The following is a 24,588-nucleotide window of genomic DNA, read 5'->3' as shown; positions in this document are numbered from 1 at the left end:
TTCGCACTTCCGTTTTAAAATATACAAAATGAGCAAAACGCCCGCTACATTATTTGACAAGGTATGGGATTCCCATGTAGTCAGGAAAATTGAAGATGGCCCTGATGTGTTCTTTATTGACCGCCATTTTATTCATGAAGTGACCAGTCCGGTGGCCTTTCTGGGCCTGGAAGCCCGGGGTTTGAAGGTGATCTTTCCCGAAAAGACATTTGCTACAGCCGATCATAATACGCCCACCATTAACCAGCATTTGCCGGTACAGGACCCTCTTTCGGCCAACCAGCTGAAGGCCCTGGAGTCTAATTCTTCCAAATATGGTATTTCTCACTGGGGTTTGGGCAATCCCAAGAATGGTATTGTACACGTGGTAGGACCGGAAAATGGCATTACCCTGCCGGGGATGACGATTGTGTGTGGTGATTCCCATACTTCCACCCACGGTGCTTTTGGCGCTATCGCCTTCGGTATCGGTACCTCAGAGGTGGAAATGGTGCTTTCTTCACAGTGTATTATGCAGCCCAAGCCTAAGAAAATGCGCATCAACGTGCATGGTAAACTGGGCAAGGGTATTACCCCTAAAGATGTAGTGCTCTATATCATTTCCAAACTCACTGCCGCTGGTGCTACCGGTTATTTCGTGGAATTTGCCGGAGAAGTATTTGAAAGCATGACGATGGAAGGCCGTATGACGGTTTGCAATATGAGTATTGAAATGGGCGCCCGTGGCGGTATGATCGCTCCGGATGAAACCACGTTTGCTTATATCAAAGGCCGTGAAAAAGCGCCCAACGGCGAAGCCTGGGATAAAGCGCTGGCTTACTGGAAAACATTGAAGACGGAAGAAGGCGCCGCCTTCGACCTGGAACATCATTTCGATGCAGCTGATATTGAACCGATGATCACTTATGGTACCAATCCAGGCATGGGTATGGGCATCACCAAACATATTCCCACTGCACAGCAGGTAGGTGGCAGCAAGGCCAGCTACGATAAGTCACTCGACTATATGGGCTTCCATGAAGACGAGGAAATGCTGGGCAAGAAAGTGGATTATGTATTCATCGGCAGCTGTACCAACGGACGTATTGAAGATTTCCGTGCTTTTGCCTCTGTGGTAAAAGGACGTAAAAAAGCCGAGCATATCACTGCCTGGATCGTACCAGGTTCACATATTGTAGAAGCACAGATCAAAGAAGAAGGCATCCTGGATATTTTGACAGCAGCGGGATTCCAGCTGCGTCAGCCCGGATGTTCAGCCTGTCTGGCCATGAATGATGATAAAATTCCCGCCGGCAAATATGCGGTGAGTACCAGCAACCGCAACTTTGAAGGAAGACAAGGACCTGGTGCCAGAACCCTGCTGGCAAGTCCTTTGGTGGCCGCCGCCGCTGCTGTAACAGGCGTGGTGACAGATCCCAGGGAGTTGCTGTAGGGAAAGAATACAGAATACAGAAGAATACAGGATTGGGAGTACAGTAATCGGAAGTATACAGATCATTAACAACATTCATCAACAAGAGCTCGTGGCTCGAAGCTCACAGCTCGCAGCTTATACAACATGGCTTACGATAAATTCACCGTTTTGACAAGTGCAGCGGTTCCCATGCCGATAGAAAATGTAGATACTGACCAGATCATTCCGGCACGTTTCTTAAAGGCAACGGAACGCACAGGATTTGGGGACAATCTTTTCCGCGACTGGCGTTACAATGGCGATGGCACCCCTAAAAAGGATTTTGTTTTAAACAACAGCATCTATTCCGGTAAGATACTGGTAGGCGGCCGCAACTTCGGCAGCGGCAGCAGCCGTGAACACGCTGCCTGGGCCATCTATGATTATGGTTTCCGCTGTGTGGTATCCAGCTTTTTTGCAGATATCTTCAAAAATAACTCGCTCAACGTCGGCATTTTGCCAGTGCAGGTGAGTCCTGAATTCCTGGATAAGATATTCAAGGCTATAGAAGCCGATCCCAATACCCAGCTGGAGGTGAGCCTTCCCCAGCAAACCATTACGATCCTGGCTACAGGAGAGCAGGAATCATTTGATATCAATGGCTATAAGAAGGACAACATGATCAATGGCTATGATGATATTGATTACTTACAGGCTATGAAAACGGAGATCCAGTCATTTGCTGCGAAAAGCCTCTATTAATTAAAACAGCTCTAACGATTATGTCTTCTTCCAGGTATCTTGAAATAATGGACACTACCCTCCGGGATGGTGAGCAAACCAGCGGGGTCTCTTTCACGGCATCGGAAAAGTTAACCATTGCCCAGCTTTTACTGACGGATGTAAAAGTTGACCGGATCGAAATTGCCTCTGCCCGGGTATCGGATGGTGAATTTGCTGCGGTAAAAGCCATTACCAAATGGGCTAAGGCCAAGGGACTTCTTCATAAAGTGGAAGTACTCACTTTTGTGGATGGTGATGTATCGGTACAGTGGATGCAAAAGGCGGGGGCCAAAGTAATGAACCTGCTTACGAAGGGCTCGCTCAATCACCTTACCCATCAACTTAAGAAGAAACCAGAGCAACATTTTGCGGAAGTAGCCGCAGTGATAGCCCTGGCCAGGAAAAAAGGGCTGGAGTGTAATGTATACCTCGAAGACTGGAGCAATGGTATGCGGCATTCGAGGGAATATGTGTTCCAATACCTGGATTTCCTGCAGCACCAACCTGTGAAAAGGGTGATGTTGCCGGATACACTGGGTGTACTGATCCCTTCAGAAGTATATGAGTTTATCTCTTCCATAGTTCAACGATATCCCGGTCTTCATTTCGATTTCCATGCCCACAATGATTATGATCTGGGTACTGCCAATGTGCTGGAAGGCATCAAGGCGGGTGCGCATGGTATTCACCTTACCATCAATGGTATGGGAGAAAGAGCCGGCAATGCGCCGCTGGCGAGCGCCATTGCAGTGCTGAACGATTTCCTGCCAACGGTCAAAACTTCGGTGGTAGAAAAATCATTGTATACGGTGAGCAAGCTGGTGGAAACCTTTTCCGGTTTCCGTATCCCTGTCAACAAGCCGGTAGTAGGGGAGAATGTATTTACGCAAACAGCCGGCATCCATGCGGATGGAGATAAAAAGAACAAGCTGTATTTCAGCGACCTGATGCCTGAGCGGTTTGGCCGCCAGCGTAAATATGCACTCGGCAAAACAAGCGGTAAGGCCAATATTGAAAATAACCTGGCGCAACTGGGGCTGCACCTGTCGGACCCCGATCTGAAGAAGGTAACGCAGCGTATTATTGAACTGGGCGACAGGAAGGAAGTGGTAACGCAGGCCGACCTGCCGTATATCATTTCTGATGTACTGAACAGCAATACCATTGAAGAGAAGGTGACGATTGAGAACTATGTGCTCACGCATTCCAAGAACCTCAACCCTTCGGTAACGCTGAAGATATCCATAGAAGGAGAGCTGTTTGAAGAACATGCGCAAGGTGATGGTCAATATGACGCCTTCATGAATGCACTGAAGAAAGTGTATAAGAAGCGCAAGCAGGAATTGCCTTCCCTTACTGACTATGCGGTGCGTATACCGCCCGGTGGTAAAAGTGACGCCTTGTGCGAAACGGTCATCACCTGGAGCTATAATGGTAAGGAATTCATTACAAGGGGGCTTGATAGTGACCAGACGGTGTCTGCGATCAAGGCTACTCAAAAAATGTTGAATCAAATTTGAGGCAATTGCTTTTGCCGGCAACTGAAAAGGTGGGCCGCCCTGCCGCACGGCACTTGCAGCGCTACAGGGCGACTCACCTTAGTCTACGGTAAATTTTCCAATCAGAATATCTAAATCATAACAATCTCTAATGGCTACAAAGCATATCTTAATTGTTCCAGGCGATGGAATAGGGCAGGAAGTAACAGCAGTTGGTAAAAAAGTATTGGATGCTATTGCTGCAAAATTCGGACATACATTTACCTATGATGAAACCCTCATCGGGCATGTTGCTATTGAAGCAACAGGTGTTCCTTTACCGGATGAGTCATTGGAAAAGATGAAAAAGTCGGATGCTGTATTGTTTGGTGCAGTAGGCCATCCAAAATATGACAACGATCCTTCAGCCAAAGTAAGACCGGAACAAGGATTGCTGAAAATGCGCAAGGAGCTGGGTTTGTACGCCAACCTGCGCCCCATCAAATTATTTGATGAGCTGCTGGGCGCTTCCAGCATCAAACCCGAGATATTAAAAGGTGCTGATATCCTGTTCTTCCGTGAACTGACCGGTGATATTTATTTTGGAGAAAAAGGAAGGAAGAATAATGGCGACACGGCTTATGATATTGCTGAATACAGCCGCTATGAAGTAGAGCGCATTGCCCGCAAAGCATTTGATGCAGCCCGCACCCGCGGTAAGAAGCTGTGTTCTGTAGATAAAGCCAACGTCATTGAAACGTCCAGGCTGTGGAGAGAAGTGGTGCAGAAAGTGGCCCTGGAGTATCCTGATATTGAAGTAGAACACCAGTTTGTAGATGCTGCAGCTATGCTGCTCATCAAAGACCCGCGCCGTTTTGATGTGGTGGTGACTGCCAACCTCTTTGGTGATATTCTTACGGACGAAGCATCACAGATCGCTGGTTCCATGGGTATGCTGGCATCGGCCTCTATTGGCGATGGTACGGGCGTGTATGAGCCTATCCACGGTTCGGCGCATGATATCACAGGCAAAGGAGTAGCCAATCCCCTGGCGTCAGTTTTATCAGCTGCTTTGCTGCTGGACATTTCATTTGGTCTGAAGGCCGAGTCTGAACTCGTTATCAGCGCTGTTGATAAAGTATTGAAAGCTGGTTTCCGGACGCGCGATATAGCTGATGCTGCCACGCCTGCCGATAAGATACTCGGCACAGAAGCGATGGGTGCAGCAGTGTTGAAATACCTGTAAGGAGATAGAATTGATAGGAATGGCTAAGCTGTCTGTTGATTGTTTAGCCATTTTTTATGAGGCGGACATGCAAACTTTAGTTACTCAATCCCGCTTACCCTTAAAATAGGCTACGATCGCCATGGCGTGACCATGACCTAGGTTAAAATCATCCTTGAGCCATTGTACGATCTGGCCGGCTTTTACTTTGGGGTCGAGCACGCCCTTTTGAATGAACTTCTTCTTTTCTGCCAGCTTCACAAACTCTTCGGGTTTCTTGCCGGTCTTTGCTTTGATGTTGTCGAGGTAAGCCTGGAATGACATGGGTTACAATTTTATAACACAAACTTATTGACTATCTCTCATACCCGGCAAGGGTAAAAGCGACATTGTAGGGTGGCAAAAAGCGCTGTTTATGGTTCCACCTAACATAAAGAAAGGGATTGCAGCTTCGCCACAACCCCTTTTATCAAAACCAGATCAACGCTCTCTTTACCAGGGTGCTTTTTGTACGGTATGCACAGGCCCGTTGGTGCAAATAAATCCACCGGCCACCACTTCAATAGGACGCGGCGCATTGAGGTAGGCATTGAGCCATAACTTGGTATTGCGCAGGTCGGTGCTTTGGGGACCGGGATAGTTGCGGATACCCATTTCACTGGTGGGATTATTGGGGTCAGCCCCTTCCGGTAACAGGGTTTTCACAAAAATGTTATTAGACCCCACATTTTCGTAGGTATATTTCCCGGCAATGATCATACCCAGGAAATAGTTCTTTACCTGCTCTACAGGGTATTCCTCCCACGCGGTGCCCGGCCTCGTGATCGGTATACCCAACTGATCCACATCATCCACCTGGTATTGGGTGAAGTAGGCATCCACACCACCCCTGATGGCAGCATTCTGCAGGAATATATAGGTCCTGTCATCCTTTTTGTATTCTTCTTCCAGGCCGGCATATTGCACGCCCCGCATCATCAGGGCAAACAAGGTGTCCTTATAACCACCTACACCACGACTTTTCAACAACTCCCAGGCGTTCATATGCATATTGGGATCGAGGATCACCGGTTGGTGTTCCCAGCTTTTCTGTGCTTTATAACATCCCGAACCTGCCGTAGCTGTGAGCACTACCAGCAGCCAAAGGATCATTTTATATTTACGATGCTTCATAACAATCAATTTTTGAATATACTAATCTGAATAAGGTGGGTTGGATTCCAGCAGCGAATTGCTGTTCATGACCGTTCGGTTGATGGGCCATAAGATCTTGCGCAGGTCCGTACCCCAATCTGATAAGAAATTGGACCTTCTGAATACGATGGGGTTCATGACGGTCGGTACCCGGTCGTTGCGCACCAGGTCGTACCATCTTTTGGATTCGCAGAAAAGCTCTTTTTGACGCTCCATCAAAATGATATCCACGGCGCCCTCTACATCGCCGCCGCCTAAAATAATGGGTTTTAAACCGGCCCTTACTTTCACGGCATTGATCAGGTCCTGCGCTTCGGGAAACCGGTTGAGGTGTACCAATGCTTCGGCTCTTAACAACAGGATATCGGCCATCCGGTAAATGCAATAGTGGGTATTTTGCTGTCCGTTCTTAGGATATATCTGCATTTTATTGGCATCCAGGTTGACGGGTATGAACTTGGGATGCTTCTGCCGGCTGGTAGAATTGGTATCGGTAGTTAAAGAGAATCGTATATCAGTATACCGGTCGGCTACCCAACGGTTATACAGGTCAATATCCATACCACAGGAAACGCTGTTGCTGCCATTGGACAGCTGGTTATACAAACCTGAAGTACCATTTACATTCCAGTCCCAGGGCAGGCTCCAGATATTTTCCGCTTTATTGGAATTGTCCTGGTCGGGCGCTATAAACAATTCTTTCCACCGGTCTTTGGGAAGCAGGTCATACTTGCCAATGAGGTTTTGAGAGGCTTCGATCGCTTTGGCATACTCTTTCCGCCACATGTATACATCTGTGAGCAGGGCGTAGGCCATTCCTGCGTTAACATACCAGACCACCCTTACTTTAGTGGGATCAAATAAAGAAATGGCTTTGGCGAGATCGGGTAGGATCACGAGGTTCATTACACTGTCTACGGAACTTCTTGCCTTCAGCGGCGATTGTGTAATGTCTTCATACGGTTCCGTCCAGATAGGCGCCTTACCCCATAACCTGATAATGGTAAAATAGCAGTAGGCCCGCATGGCATACAACTGTGCCAGGTTATCATTGACCTCCGTTTCATTGATGGAGGCATCGCGGCTACGGATAGTAGCTACATATTTGAGTGCGGTATTGATATTGCCGATAGCGCTGTATATCGGGGTCCAGTCGGAGCCCACGGTAGTGGCCGTCAGGGCATTCACAAAATGTACCCGGAAATTATTGTTGCCACCCTGTTCCAGGTTGTCCGAACGGATATCTCCCCAGATCAGGTAATTGTTGCTGAGCATTTGCTGAATGCCGGAATAAACACCTGCCATACCGGATTTGAGGTCATTCTTCGACTTCCAGAATTCTTCTGCCGGAAGATCGGTGATCGGCTTTTTGTCCAGTAGCTTGCTGCATCCGCTCAGGGAGGCTGTCAGCACCAGCGCCAGGAAGAAATAGATAAGTTTCATATTGTATAAGTTTAGCGTTGCGGATAATTAAAATCCAATGTTAAGTCCTATGCCCAGTTCACGTCTTCTTGGGTAACGGCCACTATCATTGCCCGGTGTAAGGGTTCCGCTGGAAAATTCAGGGTCAAACCAGGAATAATCGGTCCAGGTGATCAGGTTGCTTCCGTAGATATAAGCACTTAACCGCTTGGCAAAAATGCGTTTGAGTGATTGTGGATTGAGGTTGTAAGTAAACCTCACATAAGCAAGGCGCACAAATGATCCGTCTTCCAGTGCGTAGTCGCCGGTACGGCCACCTCCTGTGGAACTAAATTCCTTGCCGGTAGGATATTGAGCTATATCACCTGGTTTGCGCCAGGCGCCATAGATCAGTGCAGGCAAGGCAATACCATTGCTGGAAGAGTATACATTCATGGACTGTGCAAAGGAGTTGTATATTTTTCCACCTACGCTGGCATTCACCGTAAAGGTCAACCGGAATTGCTTATACCGGAAATCGTTGGTGACAGCATAGTAGAATTTAGGGCGGGCATTGCCAATCACTACACGATCCCGGTCGTCGCTGGCACTGTCGGAGAAATTGAATTTCTTAAACCACCTGTCGCCGCCTCTTAATTTGCGGTCCTGGTAGTAGAGGCTATTTACTTTACCGGTATAGGGTCTGTCATTAAATGTATAGCCCGCCAATACGCCATTGGATCCCAATACAGGGGTTAGCTGTTCCCATTTTTCATTGAACGCATTGGATTCATCATATTGAAAGATGCCGCCGGTAACCCAGCCATAGAAATCTCCGATAGCGCCACCCTCGGTGATCAGGTAAGAGGCAGAACCTGTACCTTCCACATTGCCCCGGATAAAATCTCCATTGGCCAGGCGCTTGATGTTGCCGCGCTCAAAGGAAATATTTCCATTCACAGACCATTCCACGTTCTTATTCCGTACCAGGTTGGCGCCTATCTGCAATTCCACCCCTCTGTTCTCAATATCGCCCACGTTTACATATACCTGGCTATAACCGCTTTCTTTCGGCATTTCCTGGGCATACAGCAGGTCGGTAGTAGACTTGACGTAATAATCAAGCGTCACATTGATCCGCCTTTTCCAAAATTGCAGTTCAAGACCGACATTCTTTTGTACGGTCTTTTCCCAACCGAGGGTAGAGTTGCCAAAGGTCTTATCCAGTATGAGACCATTCACGCCATTGTAGCTATTGCTGCCAAAACGGTATTTCTGGCGGGCGCTGTAATCGCCGCCTCTTTCATTACCATTTTGCCCAAGGCTTACCCGTAGTTTACCTTCATCCAATATACCCCTGGACCAATCCATGAACTTTTCTTCCGAAAAACGCCAGGCTGCTCCACCGGCCAGAAAGGCACCCCAACGGTTATCTGCTCCCACACGGGAGGACCCATCATAACGTACAGTTCCGTTAATAGAATATTTTCCTTTATAACTGTATGACAAGCGGCCAAAAGCTGCTGCCATGGCATTCTCTGTACCGCCTGACCTGGTGCCCGGTGAACCACTGACCACGATCTGCCCGGCTGAGTTCATCGTGAGCACATCTTCTGTGGCATAATTGACACCTGACACGGAAATGCTCCGGCTGCTATTGTTTTCTACGGAAGTACCCAATAAGGCGGTTACACTGTGCTCCTTAAAGCTCCTGCTATAATTGAGGAATGACTGAAACTGCCAGTTGAATTGTTTTGACCAGGCTTCACTGCCATTGTTGTTGTCATTGGTGGTACTGAGGATCGTGGGGCTGAACCGTATATTGGTGGAGTTATTGAAGTCAACGTTAATGTTGGAGGTCAACTTCAGGTATTTTGAAAAGTCGACATACATCTGGTTAAAGATGTTCACATTATAACGTTCGCCATCCCTGGTTAGAAGCAAGGCTTCCGCTACTGGATTTCTTCGTCCGCCAAGGTTGGGGATCAGGGCCCCGTCGGCTGTATACAACCGGTAACGCGGGTCGCGCTGATAACCCTGTCCTATACTGGTACCCTCATCAATTTCATTCACATTGCGCCAGCCAAAAGCGATCTGGTTGGTAAACTTTATTCTTTTGGAGGCAAACCAGTCTATGTTGAGCCTGCCTTGCATCAGTTTGGCATTGCTATTAATGATGAGGCCTATATCGTTTACAAACCGCAAACTTGAATAATAACTAAAGTTTTGTCCACCTCCGGAAAGAGACACGTCGGCCTGGTCTTTTACGGCCAGTTGTGTGAGCTCATCGATATAATTTACATCGCCATTATAGGTTGGGTTGAGTGAGTCGCCGTTCATGCCTTGTAATCCAAGGCTGCCGCTCTGTATCTGGCGATAGAGCCGTACTTCGGCTGCATTGGCCTGCCGTATTTTATTGGCTATCTGGCCATAGTTGCGCAGGTAGGCTATATCGATCCTGGGTTTTGATTCCTGTCCGCGTTTGGTGGTAATGATGATCACACCGTTGGCCGAACGGGAACCGTAGATGGCAGCAGAAGCAGCATCCTTTAATACTTCCACGGATTGAATATCGCTGGGGTTGATATCGTCTGCATTATCGCGCAACATACCATCTACCACAAACAAAGGAGCATTGCCCGCTTCAAACGTAGAACCACCCCTGATCTGGATGGTGCCGCTGGCGCCTGGTTTACCGGCATCGTTGATCACCAGCATGCCTGCTGCAAAGCCCTGCAGGGCATCGGCCAGGGTAGTGGCTTGCCGTTCTTCTATTTGTTTGGCGCTGATAGAGGTAATGGCGCCGGTAATGTCCCGCTTTTTAGCAGTACCATAACCGATCACCACCACATCTTCCATATTGTTATTGGTGGCAGCAAGGGTAATATCAAATTGCCGTCTTTGGCCAACCCTTATTTCCTGTGCTGTATAACCTACAGAAGAGATCACCAAAATGGCACTGCTGTCGCTCACATTCAAGGTGAATTTTCCCGCAGCATCTGTAAAAGTACCCAGCTTTGTGTTTTTTACGGATATGCTTACATTGTACAGCGCAATGCCAACATCACTCTTTACGGAGCCTGACAGTTTAATCACGTTACCAGGTTTTTGTTCCTGGGCGGTAGCCAGGCCCGACAGCAAGGGTAGCAACAGCGACAGCAGGATTGCGTAGGGCCTGCCGCGTTTGCTTTTGATGGTACAAGTTTCTATCATAATTCAGGTTTTGGGCAATGAAAAAATATAAGAACGCCCCATGGGGCGCTGGTTTTATTATTGGGTAGCTCCATTGATTCCGGATTGTATAACAGCGCCTGTGGCATCTACCACACAGGGCGAACTGGCAATCCTGTCGGCCGTTTTAAAGGACCAGCGTTTTATACCGGTAGCGGCATCTACTGCATAGAGATAACCATCACGGCTGCCGGTATATACCAGGCCATTGGCTACCGCGGGACTGGATTCAATAAGGCCGCCTGTGGAGAAGGCCCATTTTTGCGTGCCCGTGGCTGCATCAATGGCATACAGTTTATTGTCATAGCTGCCTACGTATACTACGCCGTCTTTTACTACGGGGCTGGAGGCGATCACATAGCCGGTAGCAAAATCCCATAGCTTAGTGCCGGTAGCGGCATCTACTGCGTACAGCTTATTATCATAACTGCCTACATATACCACGCCGTTGCTGACGGTGGGACTGGACTGTATCTTTCCGGCTGTGGTGAACTCCCATTTCTTAGCGCCATTGAGGGTATCTATAGCATACAGGCTGCTGTCGAAGCTGCCCACATATAGTACGCCATCCACTACAGCAGGGCTGGAATAGATGGGACCCCGTGTGTTAACACCCCACCTGAGTGTGCCTTTGGCCGAATCCACGGAAACTATCCGTCCATTGAGGTTGCCTGCATATACTGTAGGGCCACTCAGGGTAGGGCTGGAATACACTTTACTGCCGGTGGCATATTCCCAGCGGCGGGTGCCGCTCACGGCATTCAACGCAATCACTTTGCCATCGCCGCTGCCAACAAATACTACTCCTTTTGATACCGTGGGGGTAGACAGCACCGTATCGCCCGTTTGGTATTCCCATTTCTGTATACCTGTAAACAGGTTGATGGCGTACACCCGCTTGGTATGGCTGCCTATGAATACCAGGCTATCGGCCACGGTGGGGCTGGAAAAGGATTGTAAAGGCTGATTGGGATGCGTGAAAGTATATCTCCATAACAGGCTGCCATGCATGGCGTCTACTGCATACAGGTAGTTGTTGTTGAAAGTAGAAGTGATCAATACGATATGGCCCGAGGGTGGAAATACGGGCGTCTCCTCTTTTGTACAACCGGCCAGCATGAGCAAACTGCAAATGGCCGGCAGGATGGTACACAATAATTTCTTTTGCATAATTAAGAGCTGTTTTTGCACTGATAGATATTTCAATAGTTTACCCATGTTCATGGTATTAGGGGAGGATGGCAATATTCTTTTGCAGTTTCCATCCTTCACCGATCACCTGCACGGAATAAATACCCGGGTCCATGTAATGAACAGGGATGTCGAAATCATTGACGCCCTGGGCATGGTTGAGCCTCACTTTCTGGCGGGCTACCAATTTGCCCTGTAAATCGTACAGCAGGATATTGGCCCATCCCGGTACGGTCACTTTGATTTGTACCCTTACGGTATTGCGGCTATTGGAATAAGCCTGCAGCTGGCGGGTATCCTTGCTCTCGTCAATGGGGCTTACTTTTAATGTACCAGGAACAAAAACAATATTGTAATTGACAGCCGTGGCCTGGCTGGCTATAATGGGATAATTACCGGCAAAGGAAGTCAATACTGCCGTGGTGCTGAGAATGGGCAGGCGGGTAAGTACCGAAGGGTCTTCTCCATTCACAAACCCTGTGTATTTAATGGTTTTGAATTCGGGATTCGGTTGGCCCTGGACCTTGGTAGTATCCCCTGGCTGAATAATAAGCGGCGCTTTATTCACCCGAAGGGTGCGGGGGATGCTCACAGCCGTTGTATAACTTACATCACCTGGCTGGGAAGCGGTAATGGTGGTAATGCCGATACCTATTACACGCACTTTACGGTCATCGTCAACCGTGATCGCTACTGCGGGATTGGAGCTGGTGTACCGGACGGGCAGGTTACTGGAAGCTACCGCGCCGGGATCAAAATCCGCATCACCATACAGCTTATCAGCTACCGAAGCAAAAGTGATCGATTGCGGATCCTTGGCCAGCCTCAGCACGCCATTCACATATTGGAAAGTATAGTTGGGTGATTGGGCATTGCCGGGTATCAGGGAATATACTCCTTCCGGTGAATTGACCGTTGCATCGGATGTAGCAACGGGTAAGGTGGTTAATTGGGCAGGACCGTCTGCGTATTTAAACCCACTGTAGGTAAAGCTAAATCCGGTGATGGGATTATTGGGCCGCATGGTGCTGTCATTGGCCTTAATGGTTAACAAGGCTTTATTAATAGTAAGTGCTTGTGTACGGGAAGTGGCGCCGGCCTGGGAAGCGGTGATCGTTGCCGTACCGGCTCCTACAATTTGCAACTTGCCTGCTGAAACCACGGCTACCTGCTGGTTGTCGCTGCTATAGGTAATTGGAACAGCGGGGGTGTTGGTAATAGCGGCGGGGTCAAAAATGGCATCGCCATAGGTTTTAACCGGCAGGGGATCAAAGATCACCTGCTGCATGCCTGCGGCAAATTTGGTGACTACCAGGGGGGATAGGTCATTCAGGATAGCTCGCGCAGTCCGATTGGCCAGGCCGGTTCCCAATGGTGTTTGCCATGCGGGCAGGTTGGCATCGAGTGATGATATGCCGATATTGGAAAGCGCCAGTGTTTTGAAGCTGGTACCTTCCAGGCCTGCCGTCCATTGCAGGGCGATGTCGCAATTAGCAGTTCCAGCTGTACGATTGATCTTCCATACTGCATTCACCATGGTGTCCAGTGCAGCAGCAGGTAGTGAAAGACCATTGGGTGCTGCATTGTCTGTGACCCCTTCAAATACCGTCATGGTCACATCCACCGGACCATCCGGACGGAAAGTGACGGGCAGGTAGTTGGCAGCACTGCCAATAGGCACCACTGTGGGAGCCGCAATACCTTTATAAGCGAAAATAGCCTGCGCCCCACTTGTCTTGTCTACATTGGTTATTATATAATTGGCCGGACCATAATTGCTGCCTTTCAGGGAAGCACCGGCAGCAAGTTCCACCGATTCGGACGTACGGATATTCAACAGGCCTGATTGCATCACCAGGCTATCGGCAATTTGTATACTGGTATTGGTGGTTACCTGTCCGCTGGCATTCAGTTTCAGATAACCCACTGTTAATGGGGTAGGATCGGGGAGGGTACTGATGCCAAATGGGGTTGCGGTGGGAGCGTCAATGATGTAACTGGTGCGTGGCGCATAAGTCTTACTGCCCTGCATCTTTACAGAGCCGGTGATTGGATCAAAACCATTGGTATTGGCTGTTTGCAATACCGCTCCTGCTGTGGTAGTAAAGGTGGCAGTGGTAGCCCCATTATCTGTAAGCTGGAAGGTCCCGAAATTAATGCGCCCGGATATAGCAGCGCTGGTAGTAACTGTGATATTCCTGGCCAGGGCCACCCAGGCAGCAGGGCTTACTGTGAGGTTGGGAAACGTGATGGCGCCATTGCCTGCAACTACCTGCCTTACTCCATTGCCTCCAAATGTTATGGTTTGAGTGCCGGCCGCAGCTAAGGTTCCATCAACCGTCAGGTTGCCTTTGATGGTGGTAGGCGTGCTGCCATTGATGGTGAAGGTGCTGCCCGTACGTACGATGAGGGTATCTATCTGAACGCTGCCGCCTGCTGGCACAGTGACTGTCTTTACGCCATCGCCTACGATCACATTGCCGTATGATTTTGAATTAAAGAAGCTGCCAGGCTGGCCGGTAGTACTGCTGTTGATGATATAATTGCTTCCGGGCATGAAGGTCAGTAATTGCACCGTGCTGCTATTGCCTTCTGGTGAGTACGAGCCATCATAGATGAGCGTGGACCCTGGCTCAAAGAGTACTGATCCGGCAGCCCCTGCATTGTTGAAAGCAGATGCACTGATGACGGCCGTGCGGAAAGTGGAGCCAGGTGCAAACCTTACCGCAGGTATCATACCGCCGGCTGGCACGGCCAGGCGGTTATTGACACCGCCTGTGATGGCCAGGTTGCCTTCTATCAGGGCCCTGGCTTTCACATTGAGGGATAATACGGCTGCTCCTGTACCCAGGCCGTTATGCCGGATATTAAGACCAGAAGTAGTATCAATATAAATATCCTTCCCATCACTGGATCCATTGGGATCAGTGGGTGTAATGGTGAGGGTATTGGTGCCCGTAGCGGTGGATTTATGAAACAGCACCCGCGCACCATTGATAATATGGATACGTGCTGGTTCATTTTGGGTGAAGATGGGAATACGGATCGTGTCCGTGCCTGCCACTACACCAAAGCCAATATTGCTGCCATCGATCACCAGGGTATCGCCCTTGGTGATGGAGGTAGCCGCATTGTTGGCGCCCGGATGGACGGTGCCCCCAGTGCCACCACCCAGTTTGGAGTTCCAGTTGGAAACAGTTTGAATACTGGTGCTGGCGCTGCCGTAGCCGCCCACCCAATACCACTTACGGGGTTGGGCATGGACGCAGGTGGTAGCGCAAAACAGTAAAAAAAGAAGGGTCAATTTCAATCGCATGATGATCGGTTTATGTAATAAAACAGGGGCTGTTACTGCTGCAAACAGGAACAATTCGTTTGTTCTTTTTGGGTATCAGACAACAAAGGGCGAAGCACCTGCGCTAATGGTGCACATTCATTGTGCATAGAACTCCTGGTCCGGGAATTACCGGAATTGCCATGAATATCACCATCAGGTGATGGTATTAGTGAGCGACAATATGTTTGTTGTGAAATGGATGGCTTAGGCAGGCTGGCCAGGATAAGGGACGTCTATGGGCACGCCACATACATATAGCATTCGCAAAAAGTTTGGTTAACAATAATACAAATAACCAGTTTTTCCTGTACTCCACGTTCTATAGTATAATCCAAATTGTAAGCTATTTTAACCTGTTGTAGAGCGCCAGATAGTTTCCTTGCAATACCGCCGGATATAATATTATTCCCGTGTTATTTTTAAGTTCATTATGTTTGATCTACACATTTTATAACAGGGATAAAACTTATATGACGCAATCACCTGAGAAAATATCACTGTCCAGGCTAAGGGCCATTGTTGGAGGTGCTATCGGCAACCTTGTGGAATGGTATGACTGGTATGCTTATTCTGCTTTTGCCTTGTATTTTTCTGCTTCTTTTTTTCCTGCCGGCAACGCTACTGCCCAACTGCTGAATACAGCGGGTGTGTTTGCCCTGGGTTTCCTGATGCGCCCGATCGGGGGATGGCTGTTCGGTCATATAGCTGATAAATCGGGGCGGAAGAAATCCATGACCTGGTCGGTGCTGCTCATGTCGTTTGGATCATTGCTGATCGCTTTTACGCCCACTTATGAAACCATTGGTATCCTGGCGCCGGTGGTATTGCTGGTAGCGCGGTTGCTGCAGGGATTGAGTGTGGGCGGGGAATACGGTGTATCGGCCACCTACCTGAGTGAAATGGCCAGCCGTAACCGGCGGGGCTTTTATTCCAGCTTTCAGTATGTAACACTCATAGGCGGTCAGTTGATCGCATTGGGTATACAGCTTATATTACAAAGCCAGTTGTCTGATGCGCAGTTGCATGCCTGGGGATGGCGTATTCCATTTATTATTGGCGCTGTCTTATCGGTGATCGCACTTTACCTGCGCAGCAGTTTGCAGGAAACACCTTCCTTTGCTTTGCAGCAAACGAAGCAAAAAGAACAAAAAGGTACGATCCGTGAATTGCTCAAACATCCCAGGGCTATCCTTACGGTGGTAGGGTTAACACTGGGTGGTACGCTGGCCTTTTATACGTACACTACCTACATGCAGAAATTCCTGGTCAATACAGTACACCTTACCAAGGAACAATCTACCATGCTCTCCTTTATTTCTTTGTTGTTGTTTGCTTTGTTGCAGCCTTTCCTGGGCGCATTATCTGATAGGATAGGGCGGAGGCCATTGCTGATAGGATTTGGGGTACTGGGCGTTATTTGTACGGTACCCTTGCTTACGGCCTTAAGTCATACCAGTTCCTTATGGATCGCCTTCCTGCTATTGATGGCCGCCCTGATCATTGTAAGCGGCTATACCAGCATCAATGCAGTGGTGAAGGCGGAGTTGTTCCCGGCCGAAGTACGTGCACTGGGTGTGGGCCTGCCTTATGCCCTTACCGTAGCTATTTTTGGCGGCAGTGCGGAGTACATCGCGCTTTGGTTAAAAAAGATAGGCCACGAATCCTGGTTTTACTGGTATATCACGGGCTGTATTGGTATCTCGCTGTTGGTGTATGTGCTGATGAGAGATACGAAGCATTCCTCGAAACTCAATGAAGAGATAAGTTAAAGTTTGCCCGCTAAACCATAATCTCCTGATAAAGAACTATCCGGCTTCTTTTCTAAACCTGCTATACTTTTGGATACTGCTTACAAATAGGAACCTGGTATCCATTGTTCTAACTTTGCCTTTCAATTAAGAAAAGGAGAACATTATGGAGTTAGGAATAGACAGTTTTGCTGCCGAAATGACCGGACAGAACGGTACAGCCAGAAACAATACGATCGCTATGGCGCAGTTGCTCGAGCGCATGGAGCATGCTGATAAAGTAGGCCTGGATGTATTCGGTATCGGAGAGCACCACCGCAAGGATTTCCTCGATTCGGCGCCCGCACTGATCTTAACAGCCGCCGCGGCCCGTACCTCAAAGATCAGGCTTACCAGCGCTGTAACGGTGTTGAGTGCTGCCGACCCGGTAAGGGTATTCCAGGAATATGCCACCCTCGACCTGATATCACAGGGGCGTGCTGAAATGGTGGTAGGCCGTGGGTCTTTCACCGACGCCTTTCCGTTGTTTGGACTTAACCTGCGCGATTATGATGAGCTGTTCAGTGAAAAGCTCGATCTGTTACTCAATATCAATAAGAATGAGTTCGTAACCTGGTCCGGGAAATTCCGCCCGGCCTTGAAGAACCAGCCTGTATACCCCAGACCGGTGCAGGAGCCTTTGCCTATCTGGCTCGGTGTAGGGGGAACCCCTGAATCATTTATCCGTGCCGGTATGCTGGGTCTTCCGCTCATGGTGGCGATCATCGGAGGTGAAACGCACCGTTTCCGTCCGTTAATAGATCTGTACAGGCAGGCCGGAAAACAGGCAGGTTTTACACCGGATCAATTGAAGGTGGGCATTCACTCGCTGGGCTATGTGTCGAACACTACTGAGCAGGCTATTGATGAATTTTATCCCGGTTACGCCGCCAGCATGACCAATATCGGAAAAGAGCGTGGCTGGCCACCCATGACCAGGGGGCGTTTTGAGGCGCAAATGGGCGCAGAAGGAGCCTTGCTGATCGGCAGCCCTGAAGAAGTAGCTGAGAAGATAATAAGGCATAGTGAGGCCCTGGGCGGCGTTACCAGGTTCACCTTCCAGATGGATACGGCATCCCTGTTACACGAAAAGCTAATGCAGTCTATTGAGTTGATAGGTACAAAGGTGGCGCCGTTGGTGAATGCTTAGGCAGGAGCTGGATGCCAATCACTTTAATGCTTCTTTGGCTTTATTGATCCACACCCGGTTGCTGCTTCGCTCGCGGGAGCTGAGATGGCTTGCTTCGTCTACGAGGGCTGTGAAGATAGCTTTTGCTTCCTGCTGTTGATGGCCCCTTTGCAGGAACAAGCCATACTGATAGCGTGCTTCAAAATGCGAGTAGCGCACATTCATGAGCTTAAATTCTTTTTCTGCCTGGGCTATATTGCCTGTATGCTCCAGCGCCATGGCATACAGGAGATGCGCCTGGGAGCGGGCAAACTGCGGTGTTTTATATAACTTCTGTGCTTTTTGTATTACTTCCGTATAACGTTGCTGTTGCGAATAAGCAATGATGAGCTGCTTGAGCAGGTGTTCATTTTCTGTAAAAGCGCCTGTATAACTGCTTTCATACAATGCCACGGCTTTATCCGTTTGCCCGGTAGCCAGGTAGGCGTCGGCCAGCATAATACGGTTGTTGAAGGTGTCGGAGAAACGAAGGTTTTCTTCCAATTTACGTACTGTGCCGGATGGATTGATCAGGGAACTGATGCCTGATTGCACCTGACTTACTTCACGGCCTGTAAATATTTCGGAAAAGATGTAGACGATACTGCCTATCACGGGCAAAAACACAATGATCCATATCCACTTATTCTGGTTGCCTTTTTTGATACAATGGAGCACGCATATAAGCTGCAGTGCACCGGTGATATAATAAAAATTATTACTTAGAAAAGGGAACATACTATTGACACGGTTGATTAGGGGCTGATGTGATCCGGCTCAAAAATAATATCCTCCGGCCAAGCAAACGAATAAATACATAATATTTTAAGACACTCAGGCAAACTATATTTTTACTTACTTTAGAGTTTCTAACTGCCCTGGAAACGTCTTGCCATTCGTACAACCATACAACGAACAGGAACTACTGCTCCGCATTGCCGCTGGTGACCAGGAGGCTTACCGGCAAATATTTGAAAGCTACTGGGACAAGGTATATGGAATAGGATTGCGCCTCACCAAAAGCCCCGAACTGGCCAAAGACCTCGCCCAGGAAACCTTCATTAAAATTTGGAACAACCGCGATAAGCTGCCGGCCGTCACCAATTTCAGCGCTTTTATTTTCACCGTTTCCCGCCACCTGGTCATAGACCACCTCCGCAAGCATGTATTTACTGCCAGCAATGAGGATTACCTGACTGCCTACTTTAGCGACGATGCCATCTCTCCCCAGGAAAAAACGGAATATAAAGAGCTGGAGAAGCTAATGCACCGGGCCATCGATAACCTGCCCCCGCAGCTGCAGCAGGTATTCAGATTAAGCAGGATTGAAGGCCTTACCCATGCCGAGATAGCCCTGCGCATGAATATTACCCGTATTACGTCAAAATCTTATATGGTGCGGGCGCTGTATGCTATCAGGAAATACCTGGCCCAATATAATAATGACCAGTTGTTGGTGATGCTGGTGGCAGGTGAGCTTGTCAAAATTTATTTTCGAGCGCATGCTCTCCCTCTTCTTTCTTATGCGTCCTTGTAATAGTCGATTGCTGTAACCGCACTAAAGCGGGTACTTTTTAACAAGGCCATTATGTCAAAACAGGACCTCTTCCAGGAATTATTCGAAAAGTTCCTCAATGATCAAAAACTAACGCCCGCGGAGATCAATCAATTGAGGGTGCTTGTTCAGGACGAACGCAACCGCGCATTATTGGATCAAATGCTGGCCTCCCTGTATGAAGAGGAGATAGCCGGGCCGGCCACTGCAGAAAGCAATACCCGGGTTGCTTTTGAAGAAGTATGGACAAAGCTGCAGACCCCAGTGCCTGCCACATCATCCCCCGATACTACGGTCATTAACCTGCCATCGCGCCGCCCCTGGTGGCAATATGCCGCCGCTGCTATATTGGTACTTACTTTGGCGGCTGGCGCCTGGTGGTTATTCCGTGGGAATCCGCAGGCCCCGATCGTACAACAAAATCCTATCCCCCAAAACGATATACAGCCGGGCGGCAACAAAGCCGTACTCATCCTGGCAGATGGTTCAAAGATCATCCTGGAGAATGCACAGAATGGTACACTGGGCCAGCAAGGTAGTACCCGGGTAGTCAAGCTGGCCAACGGGCAACTGGCTTATGAAGCAACGGACAACGTGACCCCTACGGCCACTTTGTATAATACTATTACTACTCCCAATGGCGGCAAGTTCTATGTAACCCTGCCGGATGGCAGCCGCGTGTGGCTCAATGCTGCCAGCAGCCTGCATTATCCCACTGCGTTCAATGGCAAGACCAGGGAAGTGACGCTTACCGGTGAAGCTTATTTTGAAGTGGAGAAAAATGCCGCCATGCCTTTCCGTGTCAATCTCAACGGTATGCAGGTAGAAGTGCTGGGCACGCATTTCAATATCAATGGGTATAGTGATGAAACAACGATCAAGACCACCTTGCTGGAAGGGAAGGTGAAGGTCGGCAGTCGGCAATCAGCAATCGATAATGCTGCGACCACTGATCTGCAACAATCTGTAATTCTAAGCCCTGGACAACAAGCCGCTGTACCTATATCCTCCCAATACAATGCATCTTCCCCAATAATGGTTCAGACGGTTGATGTAGAAGCCGTGATGGCCTGGAAGAACGGGCAAATTCAGTTCGATGGGAATAATATCTATACCGTCATGCGCATGATTGCGCGCTGGTATGATGTGGAAGTGGAATACCGGGGCAATATTCCCAATGCGCATTTCAGGGGAGGAATATCCAGCAATGTACCTGTATCGCAGGTGCTGGACATGATGGAACAAACCGGTGAGATCCATTTTGAGATCAGCGGACGGAAGATCATTGTAACACCATAAACATACCTATCACCTAAAAACTGCCATATGAGCCCTTAACGCACAACGTATGATCGCAGGGCCCAAAAAAACCGGGAGTGTTGGTACCACCCCCGGCTAAGATCGGGTCCATAAACTTGACAATCCATTTATTAACCCTAATTACAACAAATGTATGCTTTTGACGCTTTTTTCCCAAAGCGCGCCATCCCGCGTTTGCGGGATTCCCAGCGGTAAAAACTACCCACGATTACTTGCAAAATCGGTACTGATCATGAAACTAACTGTGCTTTTGATGACGATTGCCATGCTGCAGGTGCAGGCCGAAGGCATTGCACAAACTGTAACGCTCTCCCTGCGCAATACGCCACTGGACAAAGCTTTTAAAGAGATCAGGAAACAGACCGGCTATAATTTCCTGTATACCGATGAACAATTATCCATTGCTAAAACAGTGACGCTCCAGGTGCAAAATGCACCGCTCGATAAGGTATTGGAGCAATGTTTCCGCTACCAGCCGCTTACTTATGCCATGAGTGGTAAAACCATTATTGTAAAGCGCAAGGCGCCGGTAGTGACCGCAGTGACTACGGTGGATATAGCGGAAGATATAACCATTAAGGGCAGGGTGACGGACGATAAAGGCGATCCGGTAGCCGGGGCTACTATCCAGGTAAAAGGCACGGGCAAAGGTGTAGTTACGAATGAGCAGGGTGAGTATGAGATCTCTGTGGCCAATGGCGATGCGGTATTGATCATCTCCTCCCTGGGTTTTGATGAACAGGAGATAGCGGTGAAAGGAAGAACTGCCATCTCCGTGACCCTGGAGGCTGCTCCTTCCAGCATGAAAGAAATGGTAGTGATCGGGTATGGCGAGCAAAAGAAAGGTACACTGACCAACGCTATTACCACCGTTTCTGCCGCCTCTTTCCGGGAACAGCCGGTGAGCCGGCTCGACCAGATCCTGCAAGGCCGTGCGGCTGGTGTGCAGGTGACCAATGCAACCGGTGCTCCCGGTGGCAGTGTGCGTATACGCATACGCGGTTCCAACTCCATTAATGGCGACAATGGCCCGCTGTATGTGGTAGATGGATTTGTGGGAGCTGACTTTGCTTCCATTAACCCGGAAGACATTGAAAGCCTGCAGGTGTTGAAAGATGCATCGGCTACCGCTATCTATGGAAGCCGTGGTTCCAATGGCGTGATCATCATCACTACCAGGAAAGGAGTGAAAGGAAGTCTGAAAGTCAATTTCACGGCCCGCTTCTCCTCAGCAGAAGTGCTGAAGAAACTGGACCTGCTGAATGCTGCAGAGTTTGCCGAAACGGTCAATGCACATGCCCAGGCATCAGGTACTGCCTTGCCATTTACTACCGCGCAGATCGATGAGTTCAAAGTGAAAGGCGGTACCAACTGGCAGGATGAGATATTCCGTAATGCAGGTGCGCAGGAATACCTGCTCAACCTGGCAGGCGGCACGGATAAAGGCAATTACTTTATTTCCGGCAACTACCTCAACCAGGATGGCGTGATCAGGAATTCCTTTCTCAAACGCTATACCCTCCGCTCCAATATCAATGCCAAGCTAAGCGAAAAAGTATCGGCTTTCCTTAACATACTGGGTTCTTACAGTACCTCGCAGAATATTGATATTCCTGCTGATGGTCCGCACAGTCCATTGGCGCAAGCCATCACCTGGTCGCCCACTGTACCGGTGCGCACATCCATGGGTGGTTATACCATCGCCGATCCGGTCAGCTCTGTTTTTTTCAACCCTGTAGCCCTCACTACCGATCAGTTAACGGTAACAGAGCGTATGCTGGCCAATGTGATCGGTGGATTCAAGTACCGGATCATTCCGGGCCTGCACCTCAACCTCCAATTTGGCGCCAATTACATGGGTTATGAAAACAAGGGTTTTGCCAGCAAGGTGGTCAATTCCAATACCTCTACTACCAGCCTGCGTTCCAACAAAGAGCTGAGGTTGCAGAATACCAATACGCTTAGCTACCGCAAGACCTTCACTGGCGGACATAGCCTCGATGCTACGGCCGTTATGGAGTACCAGCAGTCTACTTACAACTTTATGGCGGTGGGTAGTTCCAATCTCAATTATGAATCCTTCATGTGGAATAATATAGGATTGGGTACACCGGGCAATCCTTCCTCCGGTTATTCCAAATGGGCCTTGTTCTCCCTGATGGGCCGGGTTAATTATGCATATAAGGATAAGTATCTCTTGTCTGCTACCATCAGGCGGGATGGATCTTCGAAGTTTGCAGACGATAATAAATACAGTTATTTCCCTTCTGCTTCCGTTGGTTGGATATTGTCGGACGAATCCTTCATCAGCGACCTCAATGTATTCAGCACCCTCAAGGTCCGTGGCAGCTGGGGCCTCACCGGCAACCAGGGTGTGGAGGCCTACAGCACGCTTTCTTCTTATTCCAACCGGGTGGCTTCGTTTACCAACAGTGCTTCGCAGACGGGTATCATATTGGGCAATATCGGCAACCCTGATCTGAAATGGGAGACGACAGAGCAGAAGAACATTGGTTTGGAGGCCGGTATTTTGAATGGACGTATTTCTCTTACAGCCGATTACTTCATCAAGGATACACGTGACCTGTTGCTGGATGAAACGCTTCCTATGTACCTGGGCGGTAATGTCATTACCCGCAATACAGGTGAAGTACAGAATAAAGGTTTTGAGTTTGCTATCGAGGCGGCGGTATTTGATAAAGGGCCGGTTACCTGGACCAGTTGGTTCAATGCTTCATTTGTCAGGAACCGCGTAATCTCCAGTGGGCAAAGGGCCATCATCTTTGATCCCAACAACCGCAAGATCGGCGGTGGCATGTCGCCCCAATCGGAATTTGTGGTGATGCCCGGTCAGCCGCTGGGCGCTATCTGGGGGCTTACTTACCTGGGTACCTGGAAACCCGGCGAGGAAGGTAAAGCAGGACCCTTTGGCGCCAGGCCCGGCGACTCCCGCTACCTGGATAAAAATAGCGACAATGTAATTGATGCCAGTGATTATGGTGTAATAGGTACTGGTGTTCCCACCACTACTTTTGGCTGGAACAATACGGTTAGTTATAAAGGCATTTCCCTCAATGTATTCTTTCACGCCATGCTTGGCTTTGATAAGCTCAATTATAACAAAGCTGCTGCCATGTATCTTGGCGGTGATGCCCGCGAAGCTACCTATGTGGATATTAAGTACCGTTATATTCCTGGTGTCAATGAGACTTCAGATATTCCGGCCTTCAGTTCTACGAACAGGAACTTTACGCAGTCTACCCGTTTCCTGGAAAAGGCCGATTTCCTGCGGTTGAAAAACCTCAGCCTCTCGTACGAGGTACCCCGCAAGGCCCTGGGTAATATAGCTGGGCTTCGACTATTTGTGAGCGCCACCAATCTATGGACCCTTACTAACTATACAGGTATTGACCCGGAAGCCAATTCTTCAGCCGGTGATATACGCCAGGGTATTGATTATGGTTCTTATCCCAATGCCCGGACTTTTACAGGTGGGTGTACGCTTAGCTTTTAACCATTAAAACG

General features: G+C 48.9%; 16 protein-coding genes. 9 read left to right on the top strand and 7 right to left on the bottom strand.

Annotation, left to right across the window (positions count from 1 at the left end):
- Nucleotides 1-28 precede the first annotated feature (28 nt).
- From leuC to leuB, 4 genes are all read left to right on the top strand, one after another.
- Nucleotides 29-1,432 carry a 3-isopropylmalate dehydratase large subunit gene (gene leuC / locus D3H65_RS10230; protein ID WP_119050217.1) on the top strand — a complete coding sequence of 468 codons (1,404 nt, stop codon included), beginning with the start codon at nucleotides 29-31 and terminating at the stop codon, nucleotides 1,430-1,432.
- A 126-nt stretch (nucleotides 1,433-1,558) separates the two neighbouring features.
- A complete protein-coding gene (gene leuD / locus D3H65_RS10225) occupies nucleotides 1,559-2,155 on the top strand; it encodes a 3-isopropylmalate dehydratase small subunit (protein WP_119050216.1) in 597 nt (198 codons plus the stop codon).
- Nucleotides 2,156-2,175: 20 nt separating this feature from the next.
- Complete coding sequence (locus D3H65_RS10220) at nucleotides 2,176-3,696, top strand: alpha-isopropylmalate synthase regulatory domain-containing protein (protein WP_119050215.1); 1,521 nt, start codon at nucleotides 2,176-2,178, stop codon at nucleotides 3,694-3,696.
- A 130-nt stretch (nucleotides 3,697-3,826) separates the two neighbouring features.
- Complete coding sequence (gene leuB, locus D3H65_RS10215) at nucleotides 3,827-4,900, top strand: 3-isopropylmalate dehydrogenase (protein ID WP_119050214.1); 1,074 nt, start codon at nucleotides 3,827-3,829, stop codon at nucleotides 4,898-4,900.
- 84 nt (nucleotides 4,901-4,984) lie between these two features.
- Here leuB and D3H65_RS10210 read toward each other — a convergent pair whose 3' ends face one another.
- From D3H65_RS10210 to D3H65_RS10185, 6 genes are all read right to left on the bottom strand, one after another.
- On the bottom strand, nucleotides 4,985-5,203 hold the full coding sequence (locus D3H65_RS10210) for a DUF4287 domain-containing protein (RefSeq protein ID WP_119050213.1): 219 nt from the start codon (nucleotides 5,201-5,203) through the stop codon (nucleotides 4,985-4,987).
- 168 nt (nucleotides 5,204-5,371) lie between these two features.
- A complete protein-coding gene (locus tag D3H65_RS10205) occupies nucleotides 5,372-6,052 on the bottom strand; it encodes a hypothetical protein (protein WP_119050212.1) in 681 nt (226 codons plus the stop codon).
- A 21-nt stretch (nucleotides 6,053-6,073) separates the two neighbouring features.
- The gene (locus D3H65_RS10200; protein WP_119050211.1) at nucleotides 6,074-7,516 is read right to left on the bottom strand and encodes a RagB/SusD family nutrient uptake outer membrane protein; all 1,443 of its coding nucleotides are present in this window, start codon (nucleotides 7,514-7,516) and stop codon (nucleotides 6,074-6,076) included.
- Nucleotides 7,517-7,543: 27 nt separating this feature from the next.
- Nucleotides 7,544-10,687: a SusC/RagA family TonB-linked outer membrane protein gene (locus tag D3H65_RS10195; RefSeq protein ID WP_119050210.1), complete on the bottom strand. Its 3,144-nt coding sequence runs from the start codon at nucleotides 10,685-10,687 to the stop codon at nucleotides 7,544-7,546.
- A gap of 57 nt (nucleotides 10,688-10,744) precedes the next feature.
- On the bottom strand, nucleotides 10,745-11,875 hold the full coding sequence (locus D3H65_RS10190) for a beta-alanine-activating enzyme beta-propeller domain-containing protein (protein WP_162915537.1): 1,131 nt from the start codon (nucleotides 11,873-11,875) through the stop codon (nucleotides 10,745-10,747).
- Between the two features lie 58 nt (nucleotides 11,876-11,933).
- Nucleotides 11,934-15,212, bottom strand: coding sequence for an MBG domain-containing protein (locus D3H65_RS10185; RefSeq protein ID WP_162915536.1), 3,279 nt, complete (start codon nucleotides 15,210-15,212; stop codon nucleotides 11,934-11,936).
- Between the two features lie 491 nt (nucleotides 15,213-15,703).
- Here D3H65_RS10185 and D3H65_RS10180 point away from each other — a divergent pair, with 491 nt between their 5' ends.
- Nucleotides 15,704-17,002 (top strand): MFS transporter, encoded by a 1,299-nt coding sequence (locus D3H65_RS10180; RefSeq protein ID WP_119050207.1) that lies wholly within the window; start codon nucleotides 15,704-15,706, stop codon nucleotides 17,000-17,002.
- A 145-nt stretch (nucleotides 17,003-17,147) separates the two neighbouring features.
- A complete protein-coding gene (locus D3H65_RS10175) occupies nucleotides 17,148-18,170 on the top strand; it encodes an LLM class flavin-dependent oxidoreductase (RefSeq protein ID WP_119050206.1) in 1,023 nt (340 codons plus the stop codon).
- Nucleotides 18,171-18,188: 18 nt separating this feature from the next.
- On the opposite strand, the gene D3H65_RS10170 is transcribed toward D3H65_RS10175, so the two are convergent.
- The gene (locus D3H65_RS10170; RefSeq protein WP_119050205.1) at nucleotides 18,189-18,926 is read right to left on the bottom strand and encodes a PLDc N-terminal domain-containing protein; all 738 of its coding nucleotides are present in this window, start codon (nucleotides 18,924-18,926) and stop codon (nucleotides 18,189-18,191) included.
- Between the two features lie 151 nt (nucleotides 18,927-19,077).
- Here D3H65_RS10170 and D3H65_RS10165 point away from each other — a divergent pair, with 151 nt between their 5' ends.
- The 3 genes from D3H65_RS10165 (at nucleotide 19,078) to D3H65_RS10155 (ending at nucleotide 24,577) form a co-directional block, all read left to right on the top strand.
- The gene (locus tag D3H65_RS10165) at nucleotides 19,078-19,725 is read left to right on the top strand and encodes an RNA polymerase sigma factor (RefSeq protein ID WP_162915535.1); all 648 of its coding nucleotides are present in this window, start codon (nucleotides 19,078-19,080) and stop codon (nucleotides 19,723-19,725) included.
- A 51-nt stretch (nucleotides 19,726-19,776) separates the two neighbouring features.
- The gene (locus D3H65_RS10160) at nucleotides 19,777-21,042 is read left to right on the top strand and encodes a FecR family protein (RefSeq protein ID WP_119050203.1); all 1,266 of its coding nucleotides are present in this window, start codon (nucleotides 19,777-19,779) and stop codon (nucleotides 21,040-21,042) included.
- A gap of 253 nt (nucleotides 21,043-21,295) precedes the next feature.
- Nucleotides 21,296-24,577 (top strand): TonB-dependent receptor, encoded by a 3,282-nt coding sequence (locus tag D3H65_RS10155; protein WP_162915534.1) that lies wholly within the window; start codon nucleotides 21,296-21,298, stop codon nucleotides 24,575-24,577.
- The last annotated feature ends 11 nt before the right edge of the window (nucleotides 24,578-24,588 follow it).

Origin of the sequence: Paraflavitalea soli (assembly GCF_003555545.1) — a bacterium.
Lineage (GTDB): Bacteria > Bacteroidota > Bacteroidia > Chitinophagales > Chitinophagaceae > Paraflavitalea > Paraflavitalea soli.
This window is presented reverse-complemented; position numbering and strand designations above follow the sequence as displayed.